Below are 13,288 nucleotides of genomic sequence, written 5' to 3'. Positions count from 1 at the left end.
TCACTTTGAGCAAGTATTCCACTACCCTATGTGAACATGAAGATCGCTTTCGTGGGCAAGGGCGGTAGCGGCAAAACGACGCTGTCCTCGCTCTTCATCCGCCATCTGACCGCCAATGAGGCCCCCGTCATCGCGGTGGACGCCGACATCAACCAGCATCTGGGCGCCGCGCTCGGCCTCGACGAGGCGCAGGCCGCCGCGCTGCCGGCGATGGGTGCGCACCTCCCGCTGATCAAGGACTACCTGCGGGGCAACAACCCGCGGATCGCCTCCGCCGAGGCGATGATCAAGACCACTCCGCCGGGCGAGGGATCCCGGCTGCTCCGGGTCCGCGAGGACAATCCGGTGTACGAGGCCTGCGCCCGCCCCCTCCAGCTCGACGACGGTGAGATCCGGCTGATGGCCACCGGTCCCTTCACCGAGTCCGATCTCGGGGTGGCCTGCTACCACTCCAAGGTGGGCGCGGTCGAGCTGTGCCTCAACCATCTGGTCGACGGCCCCGACGAGTATGTGGTCGTCGATATGACGGCGGGCTCGGATTCCTTCGCCTCGGGGATGTTCACCCGGTTCGACATGACGTTCCTGGTGGCCGAGCCCACTCGCAAGGGCGTGTCCGTCTACCGCCAGTACAAGGAGTACGCACGGGACTTCGGCGTCTCGCTGAAGGTCGTCGGCAACAAGGTCCAGGGCCAGGACGACCTGGACTTCCTCCGCGAGGAGGTGGGTGACGACCTGCTCGTCACCGTGGGCCACTCGGACTGGGTCCGCAGGATGGAGAAGGGCCGTCCGTCCCGCTTCGAACTCCTGGAGGCGGACAACCGCTGCGCGCTGCAGACGCTCCAGGACGCGGCGGAGGACTCGTACGAGCGCCGCGACTGGGAGCGGTACATGCAGCAGATGGTCCACTTCCATCTCCGGAACGCGGAGAGCTGGGGCAATGCGAAGACGGGCGTCGACCTGGCGGCGCAGATCGACCCCGCCTTCGTCCTCAGCGAAGAACTCGCCGTACCGCAACCGTCCTGACGTAAGGCCCCGGCCTCGCCGTCGGGCAGCGGGAATCCGCCTCAGCTGACCGGCCTCAGCCTCGCCCCCGCGAGGCCGCGGCCGGTGCTGTCAGTGCTTTTCGGGGTGGGCCGCCGGGTGGCCCGACGGGCTCGCGGAAGAGTTCGGGCCGGCTTGCGCGGTGCCCGTGTACTGCGCCCAGCCGCCCTTGGGCGCCTGGCCGATGTCGAGTCCACGCAGCTTTTCCAGCATCACCGGGTCCTGCACGTCCAGCCAGTCGGCGAGCTGACGGAACGACACGCACCGCACCTCCTTCTGGACGCAGACCCTCTTGATCGTCTCCTCGATGGCGCGCATGTACGTGCCGCCGTTCCAGGATTCGAAGTGGTTGCCGATGATCAGCGGGGCGCGGTTCTTCTTGTACGAGCGGTCGAAGGCCTGGAGCAGGCCGTCACGCATCTGATTGCCCCAGAACGTGTGCTGGGACGGATCACCCTTGACTGTTCCCGACTGGTTGAACATGAAGTTGTAGTCCATCGAGAGCGTCTCGAAATCGCGGCCCGGCACCGGCACCAGCTGCAGCGGGAGGTCCCACAGGCCCTCCTTCTTCTTCGGCCAGACCTGGTCGCCGACGCCGCTGGAGTCGTAGCGGAACCCCATCGTCCGCGCGGCCAGCATCATGTTCTTCTGCCCTTCCAGGCAGGGCGTGCGGGCGCCGATCATTTCCTTGTCGTAGTCGAACGGCAGCGGGGCCTCGTTCTTCAGCCCGGCATTCGTCTTCCAGCCCTTCACAAAGGACTTGGCCTGGTTGATCTCGCTCTTCCACTCGTCGACGGACCAGGTACCGACGCCCCCGTCCGCGCCGCAGAAGTGGCCGTTGAAGTGGGTGCCGATCTCATTGCCCTCATTCCAGGCGCCACGCAGTTCCCGCAGCGTGTCCTTGATTCCCTGGGTGTCGTTGAAGCCGATGTCCGAGCTGCCGGCCTCGTGCTGGGGCGGGTCGTACAGCGCCGCCTTCTCCTCGGGAAGCAGATATACGCCGCTCAGGAAGTACGTCATGGTCGTCTTGTACTTCTTGGCCACGCCGCGGAAGTGGGAGAAGAGCTTCTGGCTGTCCTCGCCGGCGCCGTCCCAGGAGAACACCACGAACTGCGGGGGCCGCTGACCCGGCTTCAGGCGCTGCGGCCTGGCCAAATTGGGCTGGGCGCCGGTGAACGCGGTCGAGCCGTCGCCGATGAGCCGCATGACGCTCTTGGGGGCTCCGGGCCCCTTCTTGGCTCCGGGGTCGCCCTTCTGGACGCCCCCCTTGCCTCCTGACGCACCGGAACATCCGGCAAGACCGACGGCAAACGCCATGACGGCGGCACCGAAGGCGACTCTCTTTGTGGCGGCCAGCATCCGCCCACCTCTTCCTTCAGGTTTCAGTACCGGGGTGCCGAGCGGCGACGTACCGGCACGGCGCCGAGCGCCGACAACGTCGCACTGCGAAGGAAGAGGAGGAGAGGCGACAAGCCGTACAAAATCACTATTCACCAGACCGAGTGAAGCTCTGCCCCATATGCCCGGAAAATCACATCCTGGCCTTTACTCTCCATTACGATCTGTTTACCGAGAGTTGAGTTACGCATCCCGCCGCTGCATGCCGTCCCACGGCCGCGACCCCACGTTCCGCGACCGCGCTGCCCCGGAAAAGACGGGAAAAAAAATATGCCTGCCTGCGTCCCCACTCACACCGATCACACTTCTCACACCACCCGCGCCAAAGCCGCATCCCGCTTCTCACGCTTCCGGCGGCCACACAGCCCACCTCCGGGCGGCAGCGGGTTCCGGATCGCGGGAGCCGATCTGTCCGCTTCGATCTCCGTCTTCCTGATCGCGCTGCCTCTTTCCCTGGGCATCGCGCTCGCCACCGGCGCACCGCTCCAGGCGGGCCTGGTGGCCGCCGCGGTCGGCGGCCTGGTCGTCGGCCGACTGGGCGGGGCGCCGCTCCAGGTCAGTGGCCCCGCGGCCGGTCTCACCGTCGTCACGGCCGACCTCATCCAGCTGTACGGCTGGCGCACCACCTGCGCCCTCACCATCTGCGCCGGCCTCGCTCAACTCGCACTCGCGGCGTTGCGAGTGGCCCGCTCGGCGCTCGCCGTCAGCCCGGCGATCGTGCACGGCATGCTCGCCGGCATCGGCGTCACGATCGCCCTCGCCCAACTCCATATCGTTCTCGGCGGCACGCCGCAGAGCTCTGCCGTCAACAATGTGCGCGGCCTGCCCGCCCAGTTGGCCAACCTGCACCCGGGCGCTCTCACGGTGAGCGCCGTGACGATCGCGGTGCTGCTCGCCTGGCCACGGATTCCCGGCCGCGCGGGCCGGATCGTACGCAAACTCCCGGCCACGCTGGCCGGGGTGGCCGTCGCGACCGCCGTGGCGGTCGTCGCCGGAATGAATCCCGCGCGGGTCGACCTGCCCTCCTGGCGCAGCCATGCGATGCCCGAGCTGCCCGAAGGACCGATGCTCGGACTGCTCGCCGCCGTGCTCACCGTCACCCTGGTCGCCAGCGTCGAATCGCTGCTCTCCGCCGTCGCGGTGGACAAGCTGGTGGCCGCGAGGAAGGAGCCTCGCGTCCAGATCCCACGGGCCCGTCTCGACCGGGAACTGGCGGGGCAGGGCGCGGGGAATGTCGTCTCCGGTGCGCTCGGGGGGCTGCCCATCACCGGGGTCGCCGTACGCAGCGCCGCCAATGTGTCCGCGGGCGGCGTGAGCCGGCACTCGACGATGCTGCACGGTCTGTGGGTCGCAATCGCGGCCCTGCTGCTGGTGCCCGTGCTCGATCTGATCCCCCTGGCGGCCCTGGCCGCGCTGGTGATGGTCGTCGGCGTCCAGATGGTGAACCTCGTGCATCTGCGCAGCGTGCAGCGGAACCGCGAAATGCTGGTGTACGCGGTGACGGTCACCGCCGTGGTGTTCACCGGCGTGCTGGAAGGTGTCGTCCTCGGGATCGCGATGGCGGTCGCGGTCGCGCTGCACCGGCTGACCAGGACGCGCATCACCGTGGAGGAGGAGGACGGGGTCCATCGTGTCCGGGCCCGCGGTCAGTTGACGTTCCTCGCCGTGCCGAGGCTCAGCCGGATACTGCATCAGGTGCCGCAGGACGCCGACTGTGTCGTCGAGCTGGACGGGTCCTTCATGGATCACGCGGCGTACGAGGCCCTGCACGACTGGCAGATCGCGCATATCGCCCAGGGCGGTACGGCCGAGTTCACCGGCCGGGCGGGCGGCCGGATCGCCGAGCCTGCCGACGAGTCGCATGCCTGCTGCCGGCCCTGGACGCCGTGGCGTAACCACCACTGCGGCGAACACCCCGCCGCGGAGTATGCGGACCGCGGTCGGTCCGGAGCCATGGAGTCCGGATCCGGACCACCAGGATCCCGGCCGTCAGGCCCGGGATCATCGGGCGCCGGATCTTCGGGCACGGGGCAGCCAGGCACAGGGCCGTCAGGCGCCGGCCCGACCGACGGCGCGCACGCCCACGGCACGCACCCCGACGGCTGGGAGTCCTGCGGCTGGGAGTCGGGTGGCTCGCAGTCGGACGGCGGTCAGCCGGGCTCAGGACCGGGGGCCGGCGGAGCGGGCCGTACGTCGAGCAGTCGCCAACTGGCCAGCGGGCTCAGCTCTTTCCAGCGCAACACGGCTCCGCTGGTGCGCGGTGAGCTGGCGCGGCTGGCCCGCGAAGGTCAGCGGCCCTCGCAGCTCTTCCTCACCTGCGCCGACTCCCGGCTGGTCACGAGCATGATCACATCCAGCGGACCGGGCGATCTCTTCACCGTACGCAATGTCGGCAATCTGGTGCCGCTGCCGGAAGCGGACGGCGCGGACGACTCGGTGGCCGCGGCGATCGAGTACGCCGTCGAGGTCCTTCAGGTGGAGTCCATCACCATCTGCGGGCATTCGGGATGCGGGGCGATGCAGGCCCTGCTGAACACACCCGCCCTCCTGAACACACCCGCCGATCCGGACGAGCCCCAGACACCGTTGCGGCGCTGGCTGCGGCACGGGCTGCCCAGCCTGGAGCGGATGAGGAGCAGGCACCACTCCTGGGCCAGGATCGCCGGGCGGCTACCCGCCGACGCGGTGGAGCAGCTCTGTCTGACCAATGTGGTCCAGCAGTTGGAGCATCTGCGGGCCCACGACGCGGTGGCACGCGGGCTCGCCGAGGGCCGGCTCGAACTGCACGGGATGTACTTCCATGTCGGCGAGGCCCAGGCGTATCTGCTGGCGGGCGGCGTCGCGCCCGGCCACGGGGGCGGCGACGAGGAGGTGTTCAACCGGGTGGCCCCGACCTCGCTCGCGGCGTCGCGTGCCTGAACCATCCCCGTACCGCATCCGTGAGAGTGTGTGGCCCCCTTCCCCACTGCCCCGGGGAGGAGGGCCATTTCTCCGGAGCGCACGGATCACTCCGTCCGGAGCATGCCCGCACAGGTCTAAACCAATTTCCGGCTGGCCCTTGTCACCCGGGCATCCGCCTGATGAGCTAGGCCCGGGACACATAGGACGCCCCTGGGAAAGGGAGATGTCGTGAGCAACGAAAGCCTGGCCAACCTGCTCAAGGAGGAGCGGCGGTTCGCACCGCCGGTCGAGCTGGCCGCGCACGCCAATGTGACGGCGGAGGCGTACGAGCGGGCCGAGGCGGACAGGCTTGGCTTCTGGGCCGAGCAGGCGAGGCGACTCACCTGGGTCACCGAGCCGACCGAGACACTGGACTGGTCGAACCCACCCTTCGCGAAGTGGTTCGCGGACGGTGAGCTGAATGTCGCCTACAACTGTGTCGACCGTCATGTGGAGGCCGGCCACGGCGACCGCGTGGCGATCCACTTCGAGGGCGAGCCCGGCGACAGCCGTGCGATCACCTACGCGGAGCTGAAGGACGAGGTCTCCCGCGCCGCGAACGCGCTGACCGAACTGGGCGTGCGCAAGGGCGACCGGGTCGCCGTATACCTGCCGATGATCCCCGAGGCCGCGGTCGCCATGCTGGCCTGCGCCCGGATCGGAGCCGCGCACTCCGTGGTGTTCGGCGGCTTCTCCGCCGACGCGGTCGCCTCCCGTATCCAGGACGCGGACGCCAAGCTGGTCATCACCTCGGACGGCGGCTACCGCCGTGGCAAGCCGTCCGCGCTCAAGCCGGCGATCGACGAGGCCGTGGCCAAGTGCCCGCAGGTCGAGCACGTGCTGGTGGTCCGCCGTACCGGCCAGGACACCGCCTTCGACGACTCCCGGGACGTCTGGTGGCACGACATCGTGGGCCGGCAGTCGCCGGAGCACACCCCCGAGGCGTTCGACGCCGAGCACCCGCTCTTCATCCTCTACACCTCGGGGACCACGGGTAAGCCGAAGGGCATCCTGCACACCTCGGGCGGCTATCTCACCCAGACGGCCTACACCCATCACGCCGTCTTCGACCTCAAGCCCGAGTCGGACGTGTACTGGTGCACGGCCGACATCGGCTGGGTGACCGGCCACTCGTACATCGTGTACGGGCCGCTGGCCAACGGCGCCACCCAGGTCATGTACGAGGGCACCCCCGACACGCCCCATCAGGGCCGCTTCTGGGAGATCATCCAGAAATACGGGGTGACGATCCTCTACACCGCGCCCACCGCGATCCGTACGTTCATGAAGTGGGGGGACGACATCCCCGCCAAGTTCGACCTGAGCTCATTGCGTGTGCTGGGCTCGGTCGGCGAGCCGATCAACCCCGAAGCCTGGATCTGGTACCGCGAGCACATCGGCGCGGGCAAGACACCCATCGTGGACACCTGGTGGCAGACCGAGACCGGCGCCATGATGATCTCCCCGCTGCCGGGCGTCACCGAGACCAAGCCGGGCTCCGCCCAGCGGGCCCTGCCCGGAATCTCCGCGACCGTCGTCGACGACGAGGCCCGCGAGGTCCCCAACGGGGGCGGCGGCTATCTCGTCCTGACCGCGCCGTGGCCATCGATGCTGCGCACCATCTGGGGCGATGACCAGCGGTTCATCGACACCTACTGGTCACGCTTCGAAGGCAAGTACTTCGCCGGCGACGGCGCCAAGAAGGACGACGACGGGGACATCTGGCTGCTGGGCCGGGTGGACGACGTCATGCTGGTCTCCGGCCACAACATCTCCACCACCGAGGTCGAATCCGCCCTCGTCTCGCACCCCAAGGTGGCGGAGGCGGCCGTCGTCGGCGCCGCCGACGAGACCACCGGCCAGGCCATCGTCGCCTTCGTCATCCTGCGTGGCACCGCCACCGAGGACGCGGGCCTCGTGGCCGAGCTGCGCAACCACGTGGGCACCACGCTCGGCCCGATCGCCAAGCCCAAGCGGGTCCTCCCGGTCGCGGAGCTGCCGAAGACCCGTTCCGGCAAGATCATGCGGCGCCTTCTGCGCGACATCGCGGAAAACCGTCAGCTCGGTGACGTCACGACGCTCACGGACTCCTCCGTCATGGACCTCATCCAGAGCCAGCTTCCCGCAGCCGCCTCCGAGGACTGAGCGGCACCCGCACACCCACAGCGGGACGCTCGGAAGTGTGTGCCGGGCGTCCCGCTCTGCGTTGCCCCGCGCGCCCCGGGTAAAGTAGGCGCCCCGTCAACAACACAACAAGGGATTCTGGGTGCGCCGGGAAGTCTGGTCGGCATGTGCTTCGTCATGTCCGCCGAACCGACCCGGAGGTCCCACCCGTGGCCGCGCCCAGCCCCACCCCTCGTAAGTTCCTCGGACGCCTCCCGCTGCCCGAGCGGAACTACCTCGCGGACGCGCTGCGCACCGAGACCGTCGGCGGCGTACTGCTGCTCGTCGCCGCCGTCGCCGCACTGATCTGGGCGAACACCCCGCTGAGCGGCGGCTACGACTCCGTACGCGCATTCCACTTCGGACCCGCCGCCGTCGGCCTCGATCTCTCCGTCGAGCACTGGGCGGCCGAGGGCCTGCTCGCCGTCTTCTTCTTCGTCGCCGGCGTCGAACTCAAGCGCGAGCTGGTGGCGGGGGAGCTGCGTGACCCCAGGGCCGCCGCGCTTCCCGTCATCGCCGCGCTCTCCGGCATGATCATGCCCGCGCTGGTATATGTGCTGGTCAACGGGGTCAGCGGCGGTTCGCTCAGCGGTTGGGCCGTCCCCACCGCCACCGATATCGCGTTCGCGCTCGCCGTCCTCGCGGTCATCGGCACCTCGCTGCCCTCCGCGCTTCGCGCCTTCCTCCTGACCCTCGCCGTGGTCGACGACCTCTTCGCGATCCTGATCATCGCCGTCTTCTTCACCAGCGAACTGAACTTCGCGGCGCTCGGCGGTGCGGTCGTCGGTCTCGTCGTCTTCTGGGTGCTGCTGAGGAAGGGCGTACACGGCTGGTACGTGTACGTCCCGCTGGCCCTGGTCATCTGGGGCCTGATGTACAACAGCGGCGTCCACGCCACCATCGCCGGAGTCGCGATGGGCCTGATGCTGCGCTGCACCCGGCGCGAGGGCGAGGAGCACTCCCCCGGCGAGCACATCGAGCATCTGGTGCGCCCGCTCTCGGCCGGTCTGGCCGTGCCACTGTTCGCGCTGTTCTCGGCCGGCGTCTCGCTGTCCGGAGGCGCGCTCCGCGATGTCTTCACCCAGCCCGAGACCCTGGGGGTCGTCCTGGGGCTGGTGGTCGGCAAGGCGGTCGGCATCTTCGGCGGTACGTGGCTGGCCGCACGCTTCACCAAGGCCGAGCTGAACGAGGACCTGGCCTGGCCCGATGTCTTCGCAGTCGCCGCACTCGCCGGAATCGGCTTCACGGTCTCGCTGCTCATCGGCGAGCTGGCGTTCTCGACGGACCCGGTCCTCACCGACGAGGTGAAGGCCGCGGTGCTGACGGGCTCCGTGATCGCCGCCGTGATCGCCGGCATTCTGCTGAAGCTGCGGGTCCGCACCTACCGCGCGCTGTACGAGGCCGAGGAGCGCGACGAGGACCAGGACGGCATCCCTGACATCTATGAACAGGACGATCCGGGGTATCACCTGCGCATGGCCGCGCTCTACGAGGCGAAGGCCGAGGAACACCGTCGGCTGGCGGAACACGCGGGGGCAACGCGCGAGGACGGCGACAGTCCGGCATGATCTGACAACGGATCCGTATCTGGCAACGGATTCGTGGACGAGAAGAGCGAGAAGAGGGAGTCACCGATGAGCGACCCCGGCAAGCAAGTCGCCGACACTGTCCGGACCGGCACCGTGATCGAAGTCGTCAGCGCCGACCGCAGCATCGGTCAGCTGGTCGCCTCGGCGACCGCCGAGATGTCCGCGCTGATGCACGACGAGATCGCCCTGGCCAAGGCCGAGATCCGACAGGACGTCAAGCGCGGGGCGATCGGCGGCGGCGCCATCACCATCGCGGGAGTGTTCGCCCTGTTCTCCCTGCCGGTGCTGAGCTTCGCCGCCGCGTACGGGATCCACAATCTGGGCCTCGCCCTCGTCTGGTCGTTCCTGATCGTGGGCGGAGCGTTTCTGGTGCTCGCCGGGCTGCTCGCCGGGCTCGCCATACTGAAGTTCAAGAAGGTCAAGCCACCGGAGAAGTCCATCGCCTCGGCCAAGGAGACGGCAGCCGTACTGCAGAACGTGAAGCCCCACCCCCGCGAGGTCGGGGCGCGCAACAAGTCTGTGGCACGCTCGTCTGCATGACCGCCCCTGATTCCGACCCCGGCAAGACCGCTGGCAAGACCTCTGGTTCGACCCCCGGCAGGACCCCTGGCAGGACCCCCGGCTCGACTCCTGGTGCGCCGCCGTCCTCCGCCGTACGTCTTGATGGTCCCTGGACCCACCGCGACGTGGCGGCCAATGGTGCGCGCTTCCATATCGCCGAGATGGGCGACGGACCGCTGGTGTTGCTGCTCCATGGCTTCCCGCAGTTCTGGTGGACCTGGCGGCATCAGCTGACGGCCCTCGCGGACGCCGGTTACCGCGCCGTGGCCATGGATCTCCGGGGTGTGGGCGGCAGCGACCGTACGCCGCGGGGTTACGACCCCGCCAACCTGGCCCTCGACATCACCGGGGTGGTTCGCTCCCTCGGTGAGCCCGACGCCGCGCTCGTCGGCCATGACCTGGGCGGCTACCTCGCCTGGACCGCGGCGGTGATGCGGCCCAAGCTGGTGCGCCGGCTCGCGGTGTCCTCCATGCCGCACCCGCGCCGCTGGCGCTCGGCGATGCTCTCCGACTTCGCGCAGAGCCGGGCCGGCTCGTACATCTGGGGCTTTCAGCGGCCGTGGCTGCCGGAACGTCAACTCGTGGCGGACGACGCGGCGCTGGTGGGGCAGCTGATCCGGGACTGGTCCGGGCCGCGCCCGCCCGACGACGAGGCGATCGAGATCTACCGGCGTGCGATGACGATCCCGTCGACGGCGCACTGCTCGATCGAGCCGTACCGCTGGATGGTGCGGTCGATGGCGCGTCCTGACGGCATCCAGTTCAACCGGCGGATGAAGCGGCCGGTGCGGGTGCCGACGCTGCAGCTGCACGGCTCGCTCGATCCGGCGATGCGGACGCGCAGCACGGCGGGGTCCGCCGAGTATGTGGAAGCGCCCTACCGTTGGCGGCTGTTCGATGGTCTGGGGCACTTCCCGCACGAGGAGGACCCGGCGGCGTTCTCCGCGGAGCTCATCAACTGGCTCAAGGACCCGGAGCCCGACCGCTGACCGCTGAGCGTGACCACGCCCTGAACGCACCCCGCTTGGATCGCTGACCGCACCCGGTAGAACCGCTGCCCCGATCGGCTGATCCCGACCGCTGTCACCGGCACGCGTGGCCGCCCCGTGAACGCTTGTCCTACGAACAGCCAATTGCCTGCCGCATAGGCCAATTGGCCGTCTTCCGCGCGATTACCGACCATGGGGCACGGGCAGACGTCGGGGTATGGGCTGGACGCACGACTACGGTGACGCACCACGCAACCGCCGCTCGGCCTCTGTGCCGATCACCCACGAGAGGGGTGGACCGGAACATCAGGGCCATGATCCCCGGCTCGGTATTTCCCTCATTCTCCGCCGCAGGGCCCGCTGGGTCTCGGCCCGGCTGCGCCATCAACGCACCTAGAAGCTAGGGCCTGCCCGGTCGGACAAGACCCGGTCGGACAAGCTGGTCGGACAAGACCGGGTTGGACAGGACGCGAGGCCAGGGTCGAAACCCCTGGCCTCGGCCCTCGCTTCCCGTCATTCCCCGGCCCCCGTTCCGTGGCCGGAAACACCCGCTTACAGCGCGCACTGCTGGCTGTCGACCTCCTGGTTGGCGGTCCGGCCGAGCGCGATGTCGTCGCGAATCTCGTCGGCCGTCAGGGCATAACCGGTCTGCTGGTCGTCGAGCGACCTGGCGAAGATGACTCCGTACACCTTGCCCTCGGGAGTGAGGAGCGGGCCTCCGGAGTTGCCCTGCCGTACGGTCGCGAAGAGCGAGTACACATCGCGCTGGACCTCGCCGCGGCGGTAGATGTCGGGGCCGTTGGCGTCGATACGGCCCCGGACCCGCGCGGAGCGTACGTCGTACGCGCCGTTCTCCGGGAAGCCCGCGACGATCGCGCTGTCGCCGCTCTCGGCGTCCGACTCGGTGAACTGGAGCGGGGTCGCCCGAAGGTCCGGCACGTCCAGTACGGCGATGTCGCGCCGCCAGTCGTAGAGGACGACCTTGGCGTCGTACAGCCGCCCCTTGCCGCCTATCTGGACCGTGGGCTCCTCCACGCCGCCGACCACATGCGCGTTGGTCATCACCCGGCGGTCGTCGAAGACGAAACCGGACCCTTCGAGGACCTTGCCACAGCTGGGGGCCGTACCGACCACCTTGACGATGGACTGCTGGGCACGGGCCGCGACCGGACTGCCCGCGAGCGCCGGGTCGGGCGGCTGGACATCGGTGATCGGCTCATTGGCGAACGGGCTGAAGACTTGCGGGAGACCGTTCTGGGCGAGCACGGACGAGAAGTCCGTGAACCATGACGACGCCTGAGTGGGCAGCACCCGGGAGACCCCGAGCAGCACCTTGGAGCTGCGGACCTCCTTGCCGAGCGTCGGCAGCGAGGTCCCGGCGAGCGCGGAGCCGATCAGCCAGGCCACCAGCAGCATGGCCACGACATTGACCAGCGCCCCGCCGGTGGCGTCCAGGGCGCGGGCGGGCGACCACGTGATGTAGCGGCGGAGCTTACTGCCGAGGTGGGTGGTGAAGGCCTGGCCGACCGAGGCGCAGACGATCACTATGACGACCGCGACGACAGCGGCCGTGGTGGAGACCTCCGAGCCGCGGGTGAGCTTGGCCCACACCACGGGAAGCAGATAGACCGCGACGAGACCGCCGCCGAGGAAGCCGATCACCGACAGGATGCCGACGACGAAACCCTGGCGGTAACCGATGATCGCGAACCACACGGCGGCGACCAGCAGCAGGATGTCCAGCACGTTCACCGTCAGTAGCCTCGCTCGCCTCGCAGATCCGGCCGCCCCGCCTGGCCGGCGGCACGGGGGCTCCAGGGGCACGGGAGCCCCCGCGACCCGCGGCGGAGCCGCAATTGTCACAGCCCCCGCAAGGGCACAGCACTGGGTCAGCCTGTCATGCGCGCCAGTCGAGCGGGACCTGCTTGGAGCGGTCCCACGGCAGCTCCCAGCCCGCGAAATGCAAGATCCGGTCGATCACTCCGGCGGTAAAACCCCAGACCAGGGCAGATGCGACAAGAAAGGCCGGCCCGTGATGACCGCTGGGGTGCATGGCGGTCGCACGGTTGGCCGGATCCGTGAGATCCGCCACGGGCGCGGTGAAGACCCGGGCCGTCTCCGCGGGGTCGACGACCCCGACGGGGGTGGGTCTGCGCCACCAGCCGAGGACGGGCGTCACCACGAAGCCGCTCACCGGGATGTAGAGCTTGGGGAGCACGCCGAAGAGCTGGACCCCCGAGGGATCGAGACCGGTCTCCTCCTCGGCCTCGCGCAGCGCCGCCCGCAGCGGTCCCGTGGTGGCCGGATCCCCGTCCGCGGGATCGAGGGCGCCGCCGGGGAACGAGGGCTGTCCCGGATGCGAGCGCAGGCTGCTGGCCCGCTCCATGAGCAGTAGCTCCGGCCCCTGATCGCCTTCGCCGAAGAGGACGAGCACGGCCGACTGCCGCCCGCTGCCGCTCTTCGGCGGCAGAAAGCGGCTGAGCTGCTCGGGCGCCACGGTCTGTGCGGCGCGCGCGACGGGCGCGAGCCAGTCCGGCAGCCCGTCGGTGGTGACGGCGATCCCGGTCATCGGGTCGTCGCAGGTCTCTTCCGTACGTGTCATAGGCA

At 69.2% G+C, this 13,288-nt stretch carries 10 protein-coding genes; 7 read left to right on the top strand and 3 right to left on the bottom strand.

Going from position 1 to position 13,288, the window contains the following annotated elements; genetic code table 11:
- Window positions 1-36: 36 nt before the first annotated feature.
- Window positions 37-1,023: an ATP-binding protein gene (locus ACFVWW_RS11670; RefSeq protein ID WP_386877333.1), complete on the top strand. Its 987-nt coding sequence runs from the start codon at window positions 37-39 to the stop codon at window positions 1,021-1,023.
- Between the two features lie 90 nt (window positions 1,024-1,113).
- Here ACFVWW_RS11670 and ACFVWW_RS11665 read toward each other — a convergent pair whose 3' ends face one another.
- A complete protein-coding gene (locus ACFVWW_RS11665) occupies window positions 1,114-2,400 on the bottom strand; it encodes a hypothetical protein (RefSeq protein ID WP_386877332.1) in 1,287 nt (428 codons plus the stop codon).
- A gap of 309 nt (window positions 2,401-2,709) precedes the next feature.
- On the opposite strand from ACFVWW_RS11665, the gene ACFVWW_RS11660 reads away from it, so the two are divergent.
- The 6 genes from ACFVWW_RS11660 to ACFVWW_RS11635 all read left to right on the top strand — a co-directional run bounded on the left by ACFVWW_RS11660 (window position 2,710) and on the right by ACFVWW_RS11635 (window position 11,078).
- Window positions 2,710-5,358 carry a bifunctional SulP family inorganic anion transporter/carbonic anhydrase gene (locus ACFVWW_RS11660; protein WP_386877331.1) on the top strand — a complete coding sequence of 883 codons (2,649 nt, stop codon included), beginning with the start codon at window positions 2,710-2,712 and terminating at the stop codon, window positions 5,356-5,358.
- Between the two features lie 210 nt (window positions 5,359-5,568).
- A complete protein-coding gene (acs, locus tag ACFVWW_RS11655; RefSeq protein WP_384332516.1) occupies window positions 5,569-7,524 on the top strand; it encodes an acetate--CoA ligase in 1,956 nt (651 codons plus the stop codon).
- A 188-nt stretch (window positions 7,525-7,712) separates the two neighbouring features.
- Window positions 7,713-9,110, top strand: coding sequence for a Na+/H+ antiporter NhaA (gene nhaA, locus ACFVWW_RS11650; RefSeq protein WP_384332519.1), 1,398 nt, complete (start codon window positions 7,713-7,715; stop codon window positions 9,108-9,110).
- 66 nt (window positions 9,111-9,176) lie between these two features.
- A complete protein-coding gene (locus ACFVWW_RS11645) occupies window positions 9,177-9,671 on the top strand; it encodes a phage holin family protein (protein WP_384179518.1) in 495 nt (164 codons plus the stop codon).
- Entirely contained in the window at window positions 9,668-10,681 is a 1,014-nt protein-coding gene (locus ACFVWW_RS11640; protein WP_384332522.1) for an alpha/beta fold hydrolase, read from the top strand. Before ACFVWW_RS11645 ends, ACFVWW_RS11640 begins: the two co-directional genes overlap by 4 nt.
- A gap of 217 nt (window positions 10,682-10,898) precedes the next feature.
- Window positions 10,899-11,078 (top strand): hypothetical protein, encoded by a 180-nt coding sequence (locus ACFVWW_RS11635; protein WP_384179514.1) that lies wholly within the window; start codon window positions 10,899-10,901, stop codon window positions 11,076-11,078.
- Window positions 11,079-11,233: 155 nt separating this feature from the next.
- Here ACFVWW_RS11635 and ACFVWW_RS11630 read toward each other — a convergent pair whose 3' ends face one another.
- Together ACFVWW_RS11630 and ACFVWW_RS11625 are read right to left on the bottom strand one after the other, a co-directional pair.
- A complete protein-coding gene (locus tag ACFVWW_RS11630) occupies window positions 11,234-12,433 on the bottom strand; it encodes a MarP family serine protease (protein ID WP_384179512.1) in 1,200 nt (399 codons plus the stop codon).
- A 145-nt stretch (window positions 12,434-12,578) separates the two neighbouring features.
- A complete protein-coding gene (locus ACFVWW_RS11625; RefSeq protein ID WP_384179510.1) occupies window positions 12,579-13,283 on the bottom strand; it encodes an NUDIX hydrolase in 705 nt (234 codons plus the stop codon).
- Window positions 13,284-13,288: the final 5 nt, after the last annotated feature.

It is taken from the genome of Streptomyces sp. NPDC058198 (genome assembly GCF_042882605.1).
GTDB lineage: Bacteria > Actinomycetota > Actinomycetes > Streptomycetales > Streptomycetaceae > Streptomyces.
Note: the sequence above shows the minus strand (reverse complement) of the source record. Positions and strands in the feature narration are given on the sequence as shown.

Coding starts and splice junctions, on each gene's coding strand:
- ACFVWW_RS11670 (WP_386877333.1), top strand. CDS start 37: ATGAAGATCGCTTTCGTGGGCAAGGGCGGTAGCGGCAAAACGACGCTG.
- ACFVWW_RS11665 (WP_386877332.1), bottom strand. CDS start 2,400: ATGCTGGCCGCCACAAAGAGAGTCGCCTTCGGTGCCGCCGTCATGGCG.
- ACFVWW_RS11660 (WP_386877331.1), top strand. CDS start 2,710: ATGCCTGCCTGCGTCCCCACTCACACCGATCACACTTCTCACACCACC.
- ACFVWW_RS11645 (WP_384179518.1), top strand. CDS start 9,177: ATGAGCGACCCCGGCAAGCAAGTCGCCGACACTGTCCGGACCGGCACC.
- ACFVWW_RS11640 (WP_384332522.1), top strand. CDS start 9,668: ATGACCGCCCCTGATTCCGACCCCGGCAAGACCGCTGGCAAGACCTCT.
- ACFVWW_RS11635 (WP_384179514.1), top strand. CDS start 10,899: ATGGGCTGGACGCACGACTACGGTGACGCACCACGCAACCGCCGCTCG.
- ACFVWW_RS11625 (WP_384179510.1), bottom strand. CDS start 13,283: ATGACACGTACGGAAGAGACCTGCGACGACCCGATGACCGGGATCGCC.